General features: G+C 71.3%; 16 protein-coding genes. 9 read left to right on the forward strand and 7 right to left on the reverse strand.

Annotated features, from left to right (window positions below; genetic code table 11):
• Positions 1-245: 245 nt before the first annotated feature.
• Positions 246-827 carry a TIGR03086 family metal-binding protein gene (locus J3486_RS27180; RefSeq protein WP_207824800.1) on the forward strand — a complete coding sequence of 194 codons (582 nt, stop codon included), beginning with the start codon at positions 246-248 and terminating at the stop codon, positions 825-827.
• 57 nt (positions 828-884) lie between these two features.
• Here the strand turns inward: J3486_RS27180 and fahA are convergent, their stop codons facing one another.
• Positions 885-2,144, reverse strand: a complete 1,260-nt coding sequence (fahA, locus tag J3486_RS27185) for a fumarylacetoacetase (protein WP_207824802.1) — start codon at positions 2,142-2,144, stop codon at positions 885-887.
• A 248-nt stretch (positions 2,145-2,392) separates the two neighbouring features.
• Between fahA and J3486_RS27190 the strand changes: the two genes are divergently transcribed.
• The 3 genes from J3486_RS27190 to J3486_RS27200 all read left to right on the forward strand — a co-directional run bounded on the left by J3486_RS27190 (position 2,393) and on the right by J3486_RS27200 (position 5,953).
• On the forward strand, positions 2,393-3,646 hold the full coding sequence (locus J3486_RS27190; RefSeq protein WP_207824804.1) for an ATP-grasp domain-containing protein: 1,254 nt from the start codon (positions 2,393-2,395) through the stop codon (positions 3,644-3,646).
• Positions 3,647-3,721: 75 nt separating this feature from the next.
• Positions 3,722-4,933, forward strand: coding sequence for an FAD-dependent oxidoreductase (locus J3486_RS27195; protein ID WP_207824806.1), 1,212 nt, complete (start codon positions 3,722-3,724; stop codon positions 4,931-4,933).
• A 216-nt stretch (positions 4,934-5,149) separates the two neighbouring features.
• Positions 5,150-5,953: an HAD family hydrolase gene (locus J3486_RS27200; protein ID WP_207824808.1), complete on the forward strand. Its 804-nt coding sequence runs from the start codon at positions 5,150-5,152 to the stop codon at positions 5,951-5,953.
• Positions 5,954-6,045: 92 nt separating this feature from the next.
• Here the strand turns inward: J3486_RS27200 and J3486_RS27205 are convergent, their stop codons facing one another.
• Entirely contained in the window at positions 6,046-8,055 is a 2,010-nt protein-coding gene (locus J3486_RS27205) for a CocE/NonD family hydrolase (protein WP_207824810.1), read from the reverse strand.
• Positions 8,056-8,064: 9 nt separating this feature from the next.
• Positions 8,065-9,570, reverse strand: a complete 1,506-nt coding sequence (locus tag J3486_RS27210) for a peptide MFS transporter (RefSeq protein WP_207824812.1) — start codon at positions 9,568-9,570, stop codon at positions 8,065-8,067.
• Between the two features lie 305 nt (positions 9,571-9,875).
• On the opposite strand from J3486_RS27210, the gene J3486_RS27215 reads away from it, so the two are divergent.
• A complete protein-coding gene (locus J3486_RS27215) occupies positions 9,876-10,886 on the forward strand; it encodes a polyprenyl synthetase family protein (protein ID WP_207824814.1) in 1,011 nt (336 codons plus the stop codon).
• Between the two features lie 55 nt (positions 10,887-10,941).
• On the opposite strand, the gene J3486_RS27220 is transcribed toward J3486_RS27215, so the two are convergent.
• A complete protein-coding gene (locus J3486_RS27220; protein ID WP_207824816.1) occupies positions 10,942-11,523 on the reverse strand; it encodes a hypothetical protein in 582 nt (193 codons plus the stop codon).
• A gap of 253 nt (positions 11,524-11,776) precedes the next feature.
• Between J3486_RS27220 and J3486_RS27225 the strand changes: the two genes are divergently transcribed.
• The 3 genes from J3486_RS27225 to J3486_RS27235 all read left to right on the forward strand — a co-directional run bounded on the left by J3486_RS27225 (position 11,777) and on the right by J3486_RS27235 (position 14,890).
• On the forward strand, positions 11,777-12,976 hold the full coding sequence (locus J3486_RS27225; RefSeq protein WP_207824818.1) for a DUF2092 domain-containing protein: 1,200 nt from the start codon (positions 11,777-11,779) through the stop codon (positions 12,974-12,976).
• Positions 12,977-13,059: 83 nt separating this feature from the next.
• Positions 13,060-14,022 (forward strand): ABC transporter ATP-binding protein, encoded by a 963-nt coding sequence (locus tag J3486_RS27230; RefSeq protein WP_207824821.1) that lies wholly within the window; start codon positions 13,060-13,062, stop codon positions 14,020-14,022.
• The gene (locus tag J3486_RS27235) at positions 14,009-14,890 is read left to right on the forward strand and encodes an ABC transporter permease (protein WP_207824823.1); all 882 of its coding nucleotides are present in this window, start codon (positions 14,009-14,011) and stop codon (positions 14,888-14,890) included. Before J3486_RS27230 ends, J3486_RS27235 begins: the two co-directional genes overlap by 14 nt.
• Before the next feature lie 60 nt (positions 14,891-14,950).
• Here J3486_RS27235 and J3486_RS27240 read toward each other — a convergent pair whose 3' ends face one another.
• Positions 14,951-15,538, reverse strand: coding sequence for a flavodoxin family protein (locus J3486_RS27240; RefSeq protein ID WP_207824825.1), 588 nt, complete (start codon positions 15,536-15,538; stop codon positions 14,951-14,953).
• A gap of 109 nt (positions 15,539-15,647) precedes the next feature.
• Positions 15,648-16,547 carry a LysR substrate-binding domain-containing protein gene (locus J3486_RS27245; protein WP_207824827.1) on the reverse strand — a complete coding sequence of 300 codons (900 nt, stop codon included), beginning with the start codon at positions 16,545-16,547 and terminating at the stop codon, positions 15,648-15,650.
• A gap of 132 nt (positions 16,548-16,679) precedes the next feature.
• Here J3486_RS27245 and J3486_RS27250 point away from each other — a divergent pair, with 132 nt between their 5' ends.
• On the forward strand, positions 16,680-17,531 hold the full coding sequence (locus J3486_RS27250; RefSeq protein WP_207824829.1) for an oxidoreductase: 852 nt from the start codon (positions 16,680-16,682) through the stop codon (positions 17,529-17,531).
• 24 nt (positions 17,532-17,555) lie between these two features.
• Here J3486_RS27250 and J3486_RS27255 read toward each other — a convergent pair whose 3' ends face one another.
• The gene (locus J3486_RS27255) at positions 17,556-18,005 is read right to left on the reverse strand and encodes a VOC family protein (protein WP_207824831.1); all 450 of its coding nucleotides are present in this window, start codon (positions 18,003-18,005) and stop codon (positions 17,556-17,558) included.
• Positions 18,006-18,104: the final 99 nt, after the last annotated feature.

An 18,104-nucleotide genomic window follows, 5' to 3' on the forward strand; every position in this document is an offset into this window, starting at 1 on the left:
AGCCGTACGGGAAGCCGTACGAGAGAGCGGCACGAGAAGCCGCACGGGAAGTCGCACGAGAAGCCGTACGAGAGAGCGGCACGAGAAGCCGCACGGGAAGTCGTACGAGAAGCCGTACGAGAAGTCGCACGAGAAGCCGTACGAGAGAGCGGCACGAGAAGCCGCACGGGAAGTCGCACGAGAAGCCGTACGAGAGAGCGGCACGAGAAGCCGCACGAGAAGTCGCACGAGAAGGGGGAGCTCGTATGACGCGCACATCGGACATGGTGAGCCGCATCCAGCAGGCCGTCGACGGCACGGAGGCCGTGGTCGGGGCCATCGGGGACACCCAGTGGCACCGTCCCACCCCGTGCCCCGGATGGGACGTGCGCGCGGAGCTGAACCATGTGGTGGGCGGTATCCGGATCTACGCCGCCGAGCTGACCGGCGGTGAGGCCGGCGCCGCCCACGAGGCGGACTGGCTCGGCGACGACCCGCGGGGAGCCTTCGCCCGGGCCGCCGAGCTCGACCGGGCCGCCTGGCGGCGCCCCGACGCGCTGGACGGGGAGGTGCGCCTGGGGTTCGGCACGGTGCCCGCACCGATGGCCGCGCAGATCCACCTCACCGAGCTGATGGTGCACGGAGTCGACCTTGCGGTGGCGGTCGGCGCGGAGCGGCTGATCGACGAGGTGGCCTGCGCGCGGCTGCTGGCCGAGATGCGGGCCATGGACTTCGGGACGTTCCGGCGGCCGGGCATGTTCGGCCCGGAGATACCGGCGCCCGCGGGCGCTCCTGCGCACCGCGGGCTCCTGGCCTTCCTGGGCCGCGATCTCGCGGCCGCTGCCTGACGGCCGAGTCCCGGCCGCGGGCCGAGGCCGGGATCCGGCGGGGGAGGCCGGGGTGTGTCAGCCGGTGGCCGCGACGATCCGGCCGGTGACCTCTCCGAGCCCGACCCGCACGCCGTCGGGCCCCGGGGCCCAGGCCGTCATCGTCACCACGTCGCCGTCCTCCAGGAAACCCCGCTTGCCGTCGGGGAGTTCGAGGGGCCGCTGACCGTTCCAGGTCATCTCGATCAGCGAGCCGCGCTCGTTCTCCTCGGTGCCGCTGATGGTGCCCGAGCCGTACAGGTCGCCGGTACGCAGGGAGGCGCCGTTGACCGTCATGTGGGCCAGCATCTGGGCGCCCGTCCAGTACATGCCGGAGAAGGGGGGTTCGGAGACGGGGTGGCCGTTGAGGGAGACCGTGATGTGCAGGTCGTAGCCGGCCGGGTCGAGGGCCGGGTCGGAGTCGTCCAGATAGGGGAGGAGGGGGACCGTGCGGGCGGGGGAGGGCACTCGGGCCGCGTCCAGGGCCTCAAGTGGCGTGATCCACGCGGAGATCGACGTCGCGAAGGACTTGCCGAGGTGCGGGCCGAGCGGCACCGTCTCCCAGTTCTGGATGTCGCGCGCCGACCAGTCGTTGAGGAGGCAGACGCCGAAGACGTGGTCGCGGTAGGCCGACAGCGGTACCGCCGTGCCCTGCGGTGAGGGGACGCCGACGACGTAGCCGACCTCCGTCTCGATGTCGAGGCGGACGGAGGGGCCGAAGACCGGTGCCGGATCGGTGGGCGCCTTGCGCTGGCCCGACGGGCGTACGACGTCGGTGCCGGAGACCACGACCGTTCCGGAGCGGCCGTGGTAACCCACCGGCAGATGCTTCCAGTTGGGCTTCAGGGGCTCTTCGTCCGGGCGGAAGAGACGGCCCAGGTTCGAGGCGTGGTTCTCGGACGCGTAGAAGTCGACGTAGTCCGCGACGTCGAAGGGGAGGTGCAGAGTGACCGAGGAGAGCGGGTGCAGATGCAGGCGCACGGCCTCGCGGTGGGCCGGCACCGTCACCCAACCGGTCAGCGCGCGGCGTACGTCCGACCATGTCGTACGGCCCGCGGCGAGGAAGGAGTTGAGGGTGGGGCGGGACAGCAGCTCGGCGTAGGGCGAGCCGAGCGCCGTGGCGGCCGCGCCCGCGTCCAGGACGTGGTCGCCGAGGCGGACGCCGACGCGCGGGTCCTCGCCGGGGCGGGAGAAGACTCCGTAAGGGAGGTTGTGCGGGCCGAAGGGGTGGCCTTCGGGGAGGTCGAGCGGGTCGGGCGAGTCGAGCGGGGTGTGCTCGGACGCGGCTGCGGGTGCCATGCCTACGTGCCTCACTTTCCAAGGTGGACCACACGGGTGGGCCACACGGTACGTGGGAGTCGGGCGTTCGGGCAGTGCCTAAAGAGTTCGCAATGTCCGAATGACCCGTTGATGGATTGGTCGGTTCCGGCTTAGCGTCTATGTCCGGCGGACGCGGACGGGGTGGATCCGGGTTCGAAGGGGGATCGGGACACGTGGGGGGACCCGTGGCCAGAAGTACCGGTAACGCACGGAGCGGTGCGGGAAGTGTGCCTTTCGCCGTGGACCGGGACGTGCCGGGCCTCATCGTGAAGTTCGGCGACTATCCGCTGCACCACGGAGGCGTGGGCGCCATCCGCAGTCTGGGGCGGCTCGGCGTCCCGATGTACGCGATCACCGAGGATCCATACACACCGGCAGCGGCCTCGCGCTATCTGCACCGGGCCTTTCCCTGGCGGACCACCGGGGCGGAGGAGCCGGAGCGCCTGGTCGACGGGTTGCTGCGGGTGGCCAAGCGCATCGGGCGGCCGACGGTGATGATCCCGACCGACGAGGAAGCGGCCGTGCTCATCGCCGAGCACCAGGGGCCGCTCGCGGACGCGGGCTATCTCTTTCCGCCGGTCGAGGCGGCGCTGCCGCGGCGGCTGGCCAGCAAGCAGGGGCTGCACGAGTTGTGCGTGGAGCACGGGATCCCGTCGCCGACGGCGGCGTTCCCCGAGAGCTGGGCCGACATCGAGGAGTTCGCGGCGAAGGCCCGGTTCCCGGTGGTGGCGAAGAACCGGGAGGCGTTCACCCGCCGCTCGCAGCCGGCGGTGAACGGGACGACGCGGATCGCGACCCCCGACGGCCTGCGGGAGCTCGCCCGTGACTGGGGCGAGAAGCCCGGCGTGATCCTCCAGGAGTACCTGCCCAGGGAGGACGCCGAGGACTGGATCGTGCACGCGTACTTCGACCAGGACTCCACGCCGCGCGCCCTGTTCACCGGGGTCAAGGTCCGTTCCTGGCCCCCGCACGCGGGCATGACGGCGAACGCGTACGTGGTGGACAACCCGGAACTCGCGGACATCGCCGCACGTTTCATCAAGCAGATCGGCTTCACCGGCATCATCGACCTCGACCTGCGCTTCGACCGGCGCGACGGACAGTACAAGCTCCTCGACTTCAACCCGCGGATGGGCGCCCAGTTCCGCCTCTTCGAGAACGAGGCGGGCATCGACGTCGTCCGCGCCATGCACCTTCAACTCACCGGCCGCGACGTCCCGGAGGGGGAACAGCGGGCGGGCCACCGGTACGTCGTCGAGAACATCGACCTGCCGGCCCTGCTCGCCTACCGGCGCAGCGGCTACACGACCCCGCACGCCCCGTCCCGCGCGAGCGGCACGGAGCTGGCGTGGTGGGCGGCCGACGACCCGCGGCCGTTCTTCACGATGCTCGCCCGGTTCGTGACACCGGGCGCCAAGCATCTCTACCAACTGTGGCGGACCAACCGCCGCGGCAGCGCGACCGGCTCCGGTACCCGTTAGGGCACAGCCGGTGCGCTGCGCCACGGAGTGAGCGACGCAGTGGCATTGCAACTGCCGTCCCGGGGAGGGGACTTCGTGATTCAACCGGTAGCTGTCATCGGCGCGGGCCCGTACGGCCTGTCGACCGCCGCGCATCTGCGGGCGCGCGGCATTCCTGTCAGGGTCTTCGGGGAGCCCATGGTGAGCTGGCGCTCCCACATGCCCGAAGGCATGATCCTCAAGTCGGTCCCGTCCGCGTCGAACATCGACGCGCCGCAGCGCGGCCACGACCTCGTGGACTACTGCGACGCCGCCGGCATCGACCGGCTGGTGACGGACGAGGACCTGATCACGGCCGAGACGTTCGTCGCGTACGGCGACTGGTTCCAGCAGAAGCTGGTGCCCGACCTGGAGCGGGTGCGGGTCGTCTCCGTCGACCGGCGCGGACCCGCGGGCTTCGAGCTGAAGCTGGACTCGGGCGAGCAGTTCACCGCGCGCGCCGTGGTCGTCGCCACGGGTCTGTCCGGTCTGGAGCATCTGCCGCGCGAGTTCTCCATGGCGGTGCCGGAAGGACCCTCCCCCACGGGCCCGCTCTCGCACAGCGCCCAGCACCACGACCTGTCCCGGTTCTCCGGCAAGGAGCTGATCGTCGTCGGCGCGGGCCAGTCCGCCCTGGAGACGGCGGCGCTGGCGGCCGAGGCGGGGGCGAGCGTCAAGGTGGTCGCGCGGAGCGCCGCGGGACAGAGCCGGGTGCGGTTCGGGGCGCCGCCCTGGGACCAGCCGAAGTTCCGCCCGGCGACGCCGTTCGGTAACGCGTGGTCGCTGTACGCGTTGACGTACTACCCGCACCAGTACCGCCAACTGCCGCCCGCGGCCCGGCACTACCTGGTGAAGCGGGTGCTCGGCCCGCTCGGCGCCTGGTGGCTCAAGGAGCGGTTCGAGGGCAAGGTGGCCGTGCGTGACGTCGCCTCGGTGCAGCAGGTGACGGTGACGGACGGGACGCCGGCCGTCCAGGTGCGCACCCACGGCGGACGCCGTGAGGAGCTCACCGCGGACCATGTGATCGCGGCGACGGGGTACCGCGTCGACCTGGCCGCGATGCCGTTCCTCGGCGACGGCCTGCGGACCCGTCTCGCGGTGAGCCGGGGCACGCCGCGCCTCGGCCCCGGATACGTGTCGTCGATACCCGGCCTGTACTTCACGGGCATGCTCGGCGGCTCGTCGTACGGCCCGGTGATGCGGTTCGTCTGCGGTACGGAGTTCGCGTCGCCGCGGCTCGCCCGGCATCTCGCGGCGGCGCACGGGTAGCGGACACCTCCCGCCCAGGGGAGGTCCGAACTCGGAGCGGATGCCCGGAAGTTGAGCCGTCACTCCCGTGGGTGAACGTGGTGCGTGTCCTTCTTCGGGGGGCACGCGCCTGCTCCGGGGGCGTGCGGCGCTCCGCGGAAGTGCTACTACCACACCCCCACCACACGGCCGGTACACGTCGGGCCCCTGGTGTGGTTGGTCCGTATTCTTCGGATCATGGCCGCACCCGCATATGCACTCATCGCCACTGACCTGGACGGAACGCTGCTGCGCGGCGACGACACCGTCTCGGACCGCACCCGGGAGGCCCTCGTGGGGGCCGCCGCGGCGGGGGCCCGGCACATCGTCGTCACCGGCAGGCCCGCGCCCCGGGTGCAGCCGCTGCTCGCCGATCTCGGGGGCGGTCTCGCCGTATGTGCGCAGGGTGCACAGCTGTACGACGCCGACGGTGACCGGCTGCTCTGGTCGCTCACCCTGGACCGGGAGCTGGCCGAGCAGGCGCTCGGGAAGATCGAGGCCGAGGTCGGACAGGTGTACGCGGCCGTGGACCAGGACGGGGTGGAAGGGCTCACGCTGATCGAGCCCGGGTATCTGATGCCGCATCCGACGCTGCCCGCGGTGCGGGTGCACGACCGGGCGGAGTTGTGGGCGGAGCCCATCAGCAAGGTGTTGTTGCGCCATTCGGCGCTGTCCGACGACGAGTTGGCGGCGGTGGCCCGCGCCGCGGTCGGGCCACTGGCCACCGTCACCATGTCGGGGCCCGGCACTGTCGAACTTCAGCCGCGCGGAGTCACCAAGGCGACCGGGCTCGGGCTCGCCGCCGAGCGGCTGGGGATCGCGGCCGGGGCCACCGTCGCGTTCGGCGACATGCCCAATGACGTGCCGATGTTCGGGTGGGCCGGGCTCGGGGTGGCCATGGCCAATGCGCACCCCGAGCTGAAGGCCGTGGCCGACGAGGTGACCGCGTCCAACGAGGAGGACGGGGTGGCCGTGGTGGTCGAGCGGTTGTTCAGCGGGTGAGGGGGCGGGGCCGGGGTCGGGGCCGGGGTTGTGCGAGTGCGAGTCGCCCCCGGCTTGTCGCGCCGTTCCCCGCGCCCCCCCCGCGGGGGCTCCTACCCCGCCGTCCGCGGGATCCGTTCCTCCCACGTCCGGTGGAACACCACCTCGCCGCCGTCCCGGCACACCACTTCGCTCGACGTGATGAACTCCGTTGCCGTGCAGGTGATTTCGGAGCGGGTCTCCACTTTCGCGTCCCACGCCATGTCGGGGCGGTGCAGGCGGATCGACCAGTCGGAGCGGGTGCGGGCCGACAGCGGGTCGTCCTCCTGGATCACGTACGTCTCCAGGGCGTCCTCGGTGAATTCGAGGCCGTCGGGGTAGACGCGGGTGCCGCCGTAGCGCGGGTCGACCTCCAGTTTCCACTCGCCCTTGGCGACGTCCCGGACCACCAGCCGTTCGGGGCGCTGCTCGTCGAGGGAGGCCGGGAAGACGACGCCGAGCGGCGCCGACTGCTCGGGGGCCTCGAAGCGGATCTCGGGGCCGAAGTCGCCGGACCTGACCGGGAGTTCGAGGGCGCTGCCCACCGGGTTCAGGGTGAAGCCCGCCTCCGAGCTGGCCTGCGGCCAGATCCACGGCCAGTACGCCGACGAGATCGCGAGCCGGATGCGGTGGCCGGGCGGGAAGGCGTGGCCGATGCCGTTGAGTTCGAAGGTGACGTCCTCGGTGGAGCCCGGCAGCCAGGGCACGGCCGCCGAACGGCCGTGCCGGGAGGAGAGGTTGAGGACGCCGCGGGTCACCAGGGTCGACGAGCCGTCGGGCGCGATGTCGCACAGCCGTGCCACGACCTGGCCGCGGGCCGTCTGCGAGGTGAGCCGGAGCGTCACGCGCGGGCGCCCCAGCACCCGTACCGCCTGCGGCACCTCGAACTCGAAGCAGGCGCTCTTCGCGTCCTCGTCCCGCTGGTCCGGCGGCAGATCCGCGTCGTTGCCGAACGGGAAGAAGCGGCCCGCGCCCAGGCCCGTGTGCTGCGGGGAGCGGACCACGACGGGGGAGCCCTGAAGGGCGTACGAGACGGTCGAGACGTTCGGGGACGGCCAGGACGGGTCGCCGACCCACTGGCCCGGGAGCTCGTCGTAGACCGTCGCGGGCGGGTGGGAGTCGCTGATGTAGGAGCGCAGCTTCGGCTCGTCCATGACCCTCGTGTCCGCGTCCTTCAGCCAGTGGTCCCACCAGCGCAGCGTCTCCTGGAGGAACCCGATCGCCGGGCCGGGCGGTAGGCCGCGGTCCGGGTACTGGTGGGACCAGGGGCCGATGATCCCCCGCACCCGGTCGTCGGGAAGGTTCTCCACCAGCCGGAGCACCGTGTCGCGGTACGGGTCGTGCCAGCCGCCCACCGCGAGGACGGCCGCCGTGATCGTGGAGTAGTCCTCGCAGACGCTGCCGTGCCGCCAGTAGTCGTCGCGGGTCTGGTGGCGCAGCCAGGTGTGGATGAACGGGTCGACGGCCTCCAGACGCCGCACCCACATGTCCTTCCAGCGGTCGCCGACGAACTGCGGGTCCGGCGGGCGGGAGACGAAGGCCAGCATGGTCGCCGCCCACGCGTGCATGTCCACGGCCAGGACGGAACCACCCATGTAGTGCACGTCGTTGTCATAGCGGTCGTCGGTGGAGCAGACCGTGACGATCGCCTTCAGCGGCTCGGGCGCCAGGGCCGCGATCTGGAGGGAGTTGAAGCCGCCCCAGGAGATGCCGAACATGCCGACCTTCCCGGACGACCAGGGCTGCTCGGCCAGCCAGTTCACCACCTCGACGCCGTCGGCGAGCTCGGTCGCGGAGTACTCGTCGCCCGGCATGCCCTCGCTGTTGCCGTGGCCGCGCACGTCGACGCGTACGGAGGCGTAGCCGTGGCCCGCGTACCAGGGGTGGCGCTGCCAGTCGCGTGGCGCCGTCCAGTCGGAGAGGCGGTAGGGGAGGTACTCCAGGAGCACCGGGACCGGTTCGTCCGTCACCGGGCGCCATACGCGGGCGAAGAGCGTCGTCCCGTCGGAGAGGGGTACGCGGATGTCCTCGCGGGTCGTTCCGTACGGGAACTCGGTCCGGATGCGGGGGGAAGCAGGGCTCATGGGAGTACCTCAGTGAACGGGGTGCATGGTGCGGCGCAGCCAGGGCGCCAGGGCGATCACGGCGATGCCGACCGCGACGGCGATGGCGCCGTTGACGCCGAAGTACGCGGGATTGGAGACCTCGCCGTACAGCTTCACGGTCTGGGCCTGGATGCCGTTGGCGAGGGCGAGGGAGAGGAACCAGAGCGACATCGTCTGGTTCGCGAAGGCCTTCGGGGCGAGCTTGGTCGTCGCCGACATGCCCGACGTCTCCAGGAGGATGTCGCCGAGGCCGAGCAGCAGGTACGAGCCCACGATCCACCACGCGGACATCAGGTAGGTGTCGCTGCTGTGCCCGGACGTGGGCAGCACCATCAGGATGAAGGAGAGACCGCCGAGGATCACCCCGATGGCGATCTTGTTGGAGGCGTGCGGCTGGCGCGGGCCCATCCGGGCCCACACGGCGGCGACGACGGGCGCGAGGGCGACCTCGAAGGCGCCGAGCGCGGAGGCGTACCAGCTGGCGGGGAAGTGGTAGCCGAGGATCTCGGTCTTCGCGTTCGTCGAGGCCAGCAGCATCATCGTCGAGTAGGCCTGGAACAGGATGAAGTTGAAGGCCACCGACGCCAGGAACAGCACCAGATAGGGCTTGAGGCGGCCGCGCTCCTGCGAGGTGACGCGCGGGCTCTTGAACATGACGGCGAAGTACGCGATCGGCGCGATCACCGAGATGATCGTCAGCAGGTCGACGAAGCGGTCCATGGTCAGCCAGCCGGCCACCGCCAGGAGCACGGCGAGCACCACCACGACGACCGCGCCGATCACCAGGGAGCGGATCGCCCGGCGCATCGCGTCGTCCGGCAGCTTGTACTCGGCGGTGGCCTTGCGCCCGGCCAGGTGGCGCCGGCCGAGGACGTACTGGATCAGGCCGAAGGTCATGCCGATCGCGGCGGCCGAGAAGCCCCAGTGCCAGCCCTTGTGGTCACCGAGCCAGCCGGTGATCAGCGGGCCGAGGAACGCGCCGATGTTGATGCCCATGTAGTAGAGCGCGAAGCCGGCGTCGCGCCGCTGGTCCTCGGTGCGGTACAGCTTGCCGACCATGGTGGCCACGTTCGGCTTGAGCAGGCCGGTGCCGGCGCTGATCAGGCCGAGGCCCACCCAGGTCATCGTCGCCGTCGGCACCGCCATCGCGTAGTGTCCGCAGGCGATGAGGATGCCGCCCCACAGCACCGCGCGGTACGAGCCCAGCATCCGGTCGGCGAGCCAGCCGCCCGCGACGGAGACGAGGTAGACGAGGGTTCCGTACGCGGCCGAGACCGACGCGGCCGTGCCGGGGTCCATCCCCATGCCGCCGTGTGCGACGGTGTCCACGAAGTACAGGACGAGAATGGCCTGCATACCGAGGAACGAGAAGCGTTCCCAGACCTCCAGGCCCGACAGGGTGAGCAGCCCGCGCGGCTGCCCGAAGAAGGCGGTGTCGTCACCCGGAGGCGGCTGGTCCGAGGCGCTGTCGGTGTCGGTGGCAGTGCGGGACAAAGTGCACACTCCCGGTCGTATCGGCTGATCAAGAACATACCGGGGGTGTCTGGGGCCCGCCCGATCTGGGTTGCACGGGCAGGTGCCCCCTGTGATCGAAACGCGACCGGATACGCTGACTTGGGTGATGGCAGCGACACATCGACAAACCGTGTCATCGACCGAATGATCGATCGAGATCGAAGCCGGGAGCGACGTTGCGAGCGAGGTCAACAGCCACGTGGGCAGCACCGTCAGGGCCGGCCGAGATCGACCGAGTTTCGCCATGTGATCGTCGTGATCGTCAGCAGACAGGAGACCCACTCGTGACCGTCGTCGGGACTTTCGGTCTTAGCGTGCGGGACCAGGCTCTCGAAGCCGATGTCCAGGCCGGATTGGCGGCTGTCGAGGAGGGACTGCTCGAAGCCACCAAGAGCGAGGTTCCCTTCATCACGGAGGCCGCCCAGCACCTCGTCCGGGCCGGGGGCAAGCGGTTCCGGCCGCTGCTCGTGACGCTCGCCGCCCAGTTTGGCGACCCGTACGCGCCGGGCATCGTGCCCTCCGCCGTCGTCGTCGAGCTCACGCACCTCGCGACGCTCTACCACGATGACGTGATGGACGAGGCGGACGTGCGCCGCGGGGTGCCCAGCGCCAACACCCGCTGGGGCAACTCGGTGGCCGTGCTCACCGGTGACTTCCTCTTCGCCCGCGCCTCGCACATCCTCGCCGACCTCGGCCCGGACGCGGTGCGCATCCAGGCGGAAGCGTTCGAGCGCCTGGTCACCGGCCAGATCCTGGAGACCGCGGGCCCGGCCGACGGCCGCGACCCGGTCGACCACTACCTCGACGTGCTCGGCGGCAAGACCGGCTCGCTGATCGCCGTGGCCTGCCGCTTCGGCGCCATGATGTCGGGCGCGGACGAGACGGTCGTGGACGTTCTGACCCAGTACGGGGAGCGGCTCGGCGTCGCTTTCCAGCTGGCCGACGACGTGCTCGACATCGCCTCCGACACGCACGAGTCCGGCAAGACGCCCGGCACCGACCTGCGCGAGGGCATCCCCACGCTGCCGGTGCTCAGGCTGCGCGAGCGGGCCGAGCGGCTCGGCCTGCCCGAGGACCAGGCGCTCGTGGAACTGCTCGCCTCCGACCTCACGGACGACGACCGGCTCGCCGAGGCCGTCGCCCGGCTGCGCGTCCACCCGGCCCTGGAGCACGCCCGCCGGGACACGGTGCGCTACGCGCAGGACGCGCGCTCGGCCCTCGCCCCGCTCCCGGAGTGCGAGGCGAAGGCGGCGCTGCTGGAGCTCTGCGACGCGGTGGTGCACCGGGCGGGCTGATCCGCCCGGAGCGTGGCGCGGGGGGCCGGGTCCTAGGGCGTGTTTCGAACACGCCCTAGTAGCCCGAGCCCCCGGTGCTGCCGGAGCCCTCGCCGGCGGCCTTGGCGCCGGTCGGGGTCGCGGCGAACCAGGTGCCGTCGACGCCCTGCCCGTACGCCTCGCGGGGAGCGTCGTCCTTGGAGTACCGGTACAGCGGCCAGCCGTTGAGAGTCAGCTGGGTGGTGCCGTCCGAGCGCTTCACGGTCGACACCAGATTCCGGTCGATCCCCTTGACGGTGATGGAGCCGTTCGCGGTGGCGGCCGGCCAGAGCTTGGCGCACGTGCCGTAGCAGGTCACCTTGGTCGGCTTGGCCGAGTCCGCGTCGAACCGGTACAGGACGTAACCCTGCTGATCGGTGACGACGGTCCCGGAGACCTTCTCCGCCTTGGACGCGGTGAGGGTCGTGCCCCCGCCGCCCGTGCCGCTCGGACTGCTCGTGCTGCTGCCGCCGCTCGGACTGCTGCTCGGACTGCCGGCGCCGGAGGACGAACCGCCGCCGCTGCTGCATCCGGCGAGCGTGAGTGCGGCGACCGCGGCGCCGGTGACCGTGAATCCGGTGAGATACCTGATGGAGAGCATGGCAACCCCCTTGCTCATGCCTGCTGCTGCCACCCTCGGATACGGATCCGGGAGCTTGAATCGCCCCTCCCAGGTCAAGTGTGACACAGGTCACACGGAGGGGCTCGGCCCCTCCGTGTCATCCCGTAGGTGTACGCGGAGTTGATCCCGCGGGCTGACGCCTGCCCATGGCCGGTTTGGTCAGATTGAGTACACCACTCCTGACCAATTCGGGTGAGAATGGCGGCTTGGGGTGGACGCCGCCGCCGATCACGGAGGTAGGGCAACAGACATGGCACCGTACGCAACCGAAGAGAGCACCGGACGCCGCGGAAAGGCCGTCCGGTACGCGGTCCCGGTGGCCGTGGTGGGGGTGGCCGCGGCGACGATCGGACTCGTCCCGGCGCTCGCCGACTCGGGCGATCCGAGCCTGCCGAAGGTCACCGCCCAGGAACTCATCGAGAAGATCGCCAAGTCGGACACCGAACAGCTGTCCGGCACCATCAAGATCCACACCGATCTGGGGCTGCCCTCGCTGGGCGGCGCCGCGTCCTCGCTGGGAGGCGTGGGCGGGCAGGGCAAGGGCGGCTCGTCGGCCGACCCGAAGGAGAAGCTGACCGAGCTGGCCAGCGGCACGCACACGCTGCGGGTCGCCGCCGACGGCGCGGACCGGCAGAAGCTGTCGATCCTGGACAGCGCCGCCGAGTACAGCGTGATCCACAACGGCAGCGACGTGTGGGCCTACGACAGCAGGTCGAACGAGGCGTACCACGCGACGGGCAAGGACCAGAAGGCCGGGAAGAAGGCGGCGCCCGAGGGGGTGCCCGCCACGCCCAAGGAGCTGACGGACCAGATCCTCAAGGCGTCCGGCGACAGCACGTCGTTCTCCGTCGACGGCACGGCGCAGATCGCGGGACGGGACGCGTACCGGCTGCAGATCAAGCCGAAGCAGTCCGGTTCGACGGTCGGCGCGATCACGGTCTCCGTGGACGCGAAGACCGGTACGCCGCTGAAGTTCACGCTGACCCCGGCCAGTGGCGGTGCCGCGGTCGTCGACGCGGGCTTCACCAGCGTCGACTTCGGCAAGCCGGCCGCCTCCACCTTCGACTTCAAGCCGTCGAAGGGCACGAAGGTCACCGAGGCCGGCGACCTGAAGGCGCAGGACCACGGAGCGGCGCGCGAGGACCTCAAGGGCGCCGAGGGCCTCGACGGCCTGAGTGGTCTGAACACGATCGGCAAGGGCTGGACCTCGATCGCCCAGCTGAAGATGCCCAAGGAGGCCGGTGGCCTGGCCTCCGGCGCCACGAGCGGCAACATGCCGGCCGACGCGCAGAAGTTCCTGAACTCCCTGGGCGACCGGGTGACAGGGAAGTTCGGTTCGGGCACGGTCTACTCGACGCGTCTGGTGAACGTGCTCATCACGCAGGACGGCACGGTCTACGCCGGTGCGGTCACCAAGGACGCGCTGGTGAAGGCGGCCGACGCGAGCTGAACGCACGGCAGTTGAAGGGGTGAGGGGCCGGTGCGCGCCGCTGACGGCGGGCACCGCCCCTCACCGTCGTACCGGGGAGGGGCATGGAGCAGCCGGCACAGCCGGATCCGTCGGCGGTCATCGAGACCAGGGAGCTCACGAAGCGGTACCGGGGCGGCCAGCTCGCGGTCGACCGGCTGAGCCTCACCGTCCCCGAGGGCGCCGTCTTCGGCTTCCTCGGGCCGAACGGCTCGGGCAAGACCACCACCATCCGCATGCTGATGGGCCTGATCGAGCCGACCTCCGGCACCGCCCGGGTGCTCGGCAGCCCCATGCCCCGCGCCACGCGCGCCGTCCTGCCACAGGTGGGCGCGTTGATCGAGGGGCCGGCCCTGTACGGGTTCCTGTCCGGCCGTGACAATCTGCTCCGTTACGACGCGGCGGACCCGACGGCCGATCCCCGTACCCGTAAGCAGCGGGTCACCGCCGCCCTGGACCGGGTGGGCCTGACGGCCGCCGCGGCCAAGAAGGCGAAGGCGTACTCGCTCGGCATGAAGCAGCGCCTCGGTCTGGCCGCCGCGCTGCTGCAGCCGCGCCGCCTGCTCGTCCTCGACGAGCCGACGAACGGCCTCGACCCGCAGGGCATGCGCGAGATCAGAACCCTGGTGCGGGAGCTGGCCTCGGACGGCACCACCGTCTTCCTCTCCTCGCACCTCCTCGACGAGATCGAACAGGTCTGCACGCACGCCGCCGTGATGGCGCAGGGCCGGCTCATCACGCAGGGCCCGGTCGCCGAACTGGCGGCGGGCGTACGGGGAAGGCTCACCGTCACCACGCCGGACGCGTCGGACGCCGTACGCGTCCTGAAGGACCACGGCATCACGGTCCTGGACGTCACGGGCGACGAGGTGACGGCCGAACCGCCGCCCCCGGAAACGGACCTGGCGGATCTCAACGCGGCACTGGTGGCGGCGGACGTCCGCGTCCGCGGCTTCGGCGTCGAACGGGCCTCCCTGGAGGACGCGTTCGTCGCCCTGACGGGGGAGGGCTTCGATGTCGCAGGCTGAGGCGACGGCGTCGCCGGTACGGCTCGTGTGGACGCTCGGGCTGCTGCGCAGCGAACTCGGCGTGACCTTCCGGCGCTGGCGCACCCGCGCGCTCTTCGCGGTCCTGGCCGGGGTGCCGGTCCTCATCGGCGTGGCGGTCAAGATCGAGACGAGCGACGGTTCGGGGATCGGCGGGGGCGGGGCGGGTGGCGGGGGCGGCCCGGCGTTCATCGCGCAGATCACGAACAACGGACTGTTCCTGGTCTTCACGGCGCTCGCCGCGACGCTGCCGTTCTTCCTGCCGATGGCGGTCGGGGTCGTCGCGGGCGACGCGATCGCGGGCGAGGCGAACGCCGGGACGCTGCGTTATCTCCTGGTCGCCCCGGCGGGCCGCACCCGTCTGCTGCTCACCAAGTACGCGACGACGATGGCGTTCTGCCTGGTCGCGACGTTGATCGTGGCGGTCTCCGCGCTGATCACCGGCGCGATCCTGTTCCCGCTCGGCGATCTCGTCACCATCTCGGGCACGCAGATCAGCTTCGCGGAAGGGCTGTGGCGGGCGTTCCTGATCGCCCTGGTCGTCGCCGCCTCACTGCTCGGCATCGCCGCTCTCGGTCTGTTCGTCTCGACGCTCACCAGCAGCGGCATCGCGGCGATGGCGACGACCGTGGGACTGCTGATCACCGTGCAGATCCTCGACCAGATCCCCCAGCTGCACGCCATCCAGCCGTATTTCTTCTCGCACCACTGGCTCTCCTTCGCCGACCTGATGCGCGAACCGGTCTACTGGGACGACCTGATCAAGAACCTGGAGATCCAGGCGCTGTACGCGGCGGTGTTCGGCTCGGCGGCGTGGGCGCGGTTCACGGCGAAGGACATCACCGCCTGACGACGGCTTCTCGTACGGGACTACGGCTTCTCGTACGGGACTACTGCTTCTCGTAAGGGACTACTGCTTCTCGTAAGGGAACCGCGCGAGCGGCGCCTCCCGTGCGAAGAACGTCTTGGCGTTCCTCAGCGCCTCCTCGTCCTTGAGTACGTCGCCGGGCCTGCTGCCGTTGCCGAACAGGACGCCGCCGAAGCGCATGCCCATGTACGCGGCCGAGTTGGTGAGGGTGCCGACCAGCGGGTCGGCGACCTCGGTCTCCTCGTGGGCGAGCGCGGTCACGCCCCACAGGGTGCGTCCGGCGAGGGTCTCCTTGAAGTCGACGCCCGGGGTGCGCAGCCAGCCCGACCAGTGGTCCAGGTAGCGCTTGGTGGACGAGGAGACCGAGTACCAGTACAGCGGCGAGGCGATCACGATGTCGGTCGCGGCGAGCGTCGCGTCCAGGAGCAGCGCGGTGTCGTCGCCCTCGGGCCGGACGTGGTCGCTGTCGTGGCGCAGGTCCTCGAAGTCGGGGAGCGGGTGCGCGGCCAGGTCGATCCAGCGCCGGTCGACGTCCGACGGCAGTTGCTCGGCGGCCCTGCGGGCCAGGATCTCGGTGTTGCCGCCGGGGCGGCTGCTGCCGAGGAGGAAGAGGAAGTTCCGGGTGGGCATGGGTCCCCCTGAGAATGCGTACGCCGATTGAATGCGCGTGCAGTATATGCATACGCATTTAATCGGCGCCAGGGGTGACGCGACGACCGCGTTCCGCCCGGCCCGGTGCTCAGCCCCCCGCCGCGCGGGCGACGGACGCGGCCGCCTCCAGATAGGCCCGTACCAGTACCCGGTCGTCGTCCGCCCGCGCGGCGACGGCCAGTTGGGACGGGGTGATGCCGCGGACCGGCACCGCCGTCACCTCGTCGCGCACGATCAGCGGCGTGTTGCCGACGGCCAGCAGGACCACACCCTGCCCGTTGGCCACCGCCTCGTGGGTCTCCTCGGCGCTGCCCACGACGGCCCCGATCCGCGGCGGGCGACCGCCCCGCGCGTCGAGGGCCAGCCAGTAGTCGCGCAGGGCGCCCGCCTCGGCCGGCAGTGCGAGGAACGGCTCGTCGAGCAGTTCGGCGAAGTCCACCTCGGTACGGGCCGCCAGCGGATGGCCGGAGGGCAGCGCCACGAGCCGCGGCTCCTCGGCGACGACCACCGACCGGTACCGCTCCGCGTCCGGCAGCGGCAGCCAGACGAAGGCCACGTCGCTCGACCCGTCCGCGAGCCCGGCGCTCGGATCGGCCCAGTTGACCTGGCGCAGGGCGGGCCGCGCCGCCGGATGCCCGGCGAGGAGGCGGGAGCGCAGGGCGGGCAGCAGTCCGCGCCCCGGACTGGTGGACATCCCGACGACCAGGGAGTGCCGCTCGGCGGTCCGCGCCTCCCGCACCGCGGCCTCGGCCGTCTCCCAGGCCGCGAGCACGGCGCGGGCGTGCGGCAGCAGGGCCTCGCCCACGGCGGTGAGCCGCACCGTCCGGCGGTCCCGCACGAAGAGATCCGCCCCGAGCTGCCGCTCCAGCATCCGGATCTGCTTGCTCAGGGCGGGCTGGGAGACGTACAGCCGCCCGGCGGCCCGCGTGAAGTTCAACTCGTCGGCGACGGCGGCGAAGTACCGGAGATCACGACCGTGGACATCCATGCCCCATGGCTATCACAGCGGGTCTTGGACGCCCCCGGGTGCGGCGGCCGAGGATGGTCACATCGCCAACGGGAGCCACCCGAAAGCGAGTTGACCACGACGCTTGATGATGATCACCGGGAGGGATCCGAGATGACGGACACCAGCAGCAACGCCAAGGTCTGGCTCGTCACCGGCGCGACCAGCGGTTTCGGGCGGGCCATCGCCGAGGCCGCCGTCGCCGCCGGAGACACGGTGATCGGCACCGCCCGGCGCGCCGAGGGCCTCGCCGACCTGGTCGCCGCCCACCCCGACCAGGTCGAGGCGATCTCCCTCGACATCACGGACGGGGCGCGCGTGGACGCCGTGGCCGCCGACGTCCTGGCCCGGTACGGCCGCGTCGACGTCCTGGTCAACAACGCGGGCCGCACCCAGGTCGGCGCCTTCGAGGAGACCACCGACACCGAGCTGCGCGACCTGTTCGAGCTGCACGTCTTCGGCCCGGCCCGGCTCACGCGGGCCCTGCTGCCGCAGATGCGCGAGCGGCGCGGCGGCGCGATCGTCAACATGAGCAGCGTCGGCGGTCAGCTCTCCTTCGGCGGGTTCTCCGCGTACAGCGCGACGAAGGCGGCCCTGGAGCAGCTCTCCGAGGGCCTGGCCGCCGAGGTCGCGCCGTACGGCGTCAAGGTCCTCGTCGTGGAGCCCGGCGCCTTCCGCACCAACCTCTTCGGCAAGGGCGCCGCCTACTTCTCCGAGCCCCTGCCCGCGTACGACGAGACCGCCGGGGCCACCCGCCGGATGGTCGAGGGCTCCGACGGCCTTCAGCCCGGCGACCCGGCCAAGGCCGCGGCGGCGATCCGTCTCGCCCTGGAGGCCGAGCGGACCCCGCTGCGCCTCCCGCTCGGCGGCGACGCGGTGGACGGGATCACCGCCCACATCGACGCACAGCGGGCCGACCTCGCCGCGTGGGAGAAGGTGTCGCGCGGCACGGACGCCGACAGCTGACCGCCCCGGCGGCCGGGACGGGGCTCACTGCACACAGAACTCGTTCCCCTCCGGATCCGCCATCAGCGTCCACTGCCCGCCCTGCTCCTTCACCTGCTCCAGGACCCGTGCGCCGAGACCGACGAGCCGCTCGGTCTCGGCGTCGCGCTGCCCGGGGGCCGCGTGGACGTCGATGTGCAGCCGGTTCTTGACCGTCTTCGCCTCCGGCACCCGCTGGAACAGGATCCGTCGCCCGAGCCCGGACCCGCGCTCCTCGTCCACCGGGTCGTCCGGGTGCCGTACGGCGATCAGGTCCCGGAAGGCGAGGCGCCCCCGGAACTCCACCGTGTCCTCCTTCGTCAGCGCGCCGAAGCCGAGCAGGCGCTCGATCAGCGCGGCGTTGTCCTCCACCTCATAGCCGAGCGTCTCGGCCCAGAAGGCGGCCTGGGCGTGCGGGTCGGCGGCGTCCACCACGAGTTTCCAGTGCAGAGTCATGTCCCCTTTATAGAACCAACCACTGACAACTCAGGGGGAGTTGCGGGCCGCATCGGGGATGTCCCGGATCCGCGGCCCGCCCCGGCTCCCGCAGGCTGG

This window comes from Streptomyces sp. VRA16 Mangrove soil (assembly GCF_017377775.1).
In the GTDB taxonomy this organism is placed as follows: Bacteria; Actinomycetota; Actinomycetes; order Streptomycetales; family Streptomycetaceae; genus Streptomyces.

Bases quoted from the DNA above. Each gene is read 5' to 3' on its own strand.
- J3486_RS27220 (WP_207824816.1), bottom strand. From the start codon at position 11,523: ATGAGCAAGGGGGTTGCCATGCTCTCCATCAGGTATCTCACCGGATTC.
- J3486_RS27245 (WP_207824827.1), bottom strand. From the start codon at position 16,547: ATGGATGTCCACGGTCGTGATCTCCGGTACTTCGCCGCCGTCGCCGAC.
- J3486_RS27230 (WP_207824821.1), top strand. From the start codon at position 13,060: ATGGAGCAGCCGGCACAGCCGGATCCGTCGGCGGTCATCGAGACCAGG.
- J3486_RS27225 (WP_207824818.1), top strand. From the start codon at position 11,777: ATGGCACCGTACGCAACCGAAGAGAGCACCGGACGCCGCGGAAAGGCC.
- J3486_RS27255 (WP_207824831.1), bottom strand. From the start codon at position 18,005: ATGACTCTGCACTGGAAACTCGTGGTGGACGCCGCCGACCCGCACGCC.
- J3486_RS27250 (WP_207824829.1), top strand. From the start codon at position 16,680: ATGACGGACACCAGCAGCAACGCCAAGGTCTGGCTCGTCACCGGCGCG.
- J3486_RS27200 (WP_207824808.1), top strand. From the start codon at position 5,150: ATGGCCGCACCCGCATATGCACTCATCGCCACTGACCTGGACGGAACG.
- J3486_RS27235 (WP_207824823.1), top strand. From the start codon at position 14,009: ATGTCGCAGGCTGAGGCGACGGCGTCGCCGGTACGGCTCGTGTGGACG.
- J3486_RS27180 (WP_207824800.1), top strand. From the start codon at position 246: ATGACGCGCACATCGGACATGGTGAGCCGCATCCAGCAGGCCGTCGAC.
- fahA (WP_207824802.1), bottom strand. From the start codon at position 2,144: ATGGCACCCGCAGCCGCGTCCGAGCACACCCCGCTCGACTCGCCCGAC.
- J3486_RS27240 (WP_207824825.1), bottom strand. From the start codon at position 15,538: ATGCCCACCCGGAACTTCCTCTTCCTCCTCGGCAGCAGCCGCCCCGGC.
- J3486_RS27205 (WP_207824810.1), bottom strand. From the start codon at position 8,055: ATGAGCCCTGCTTCCCCCCGCATCCGGACCGAGTTCCCGTACGGAACG.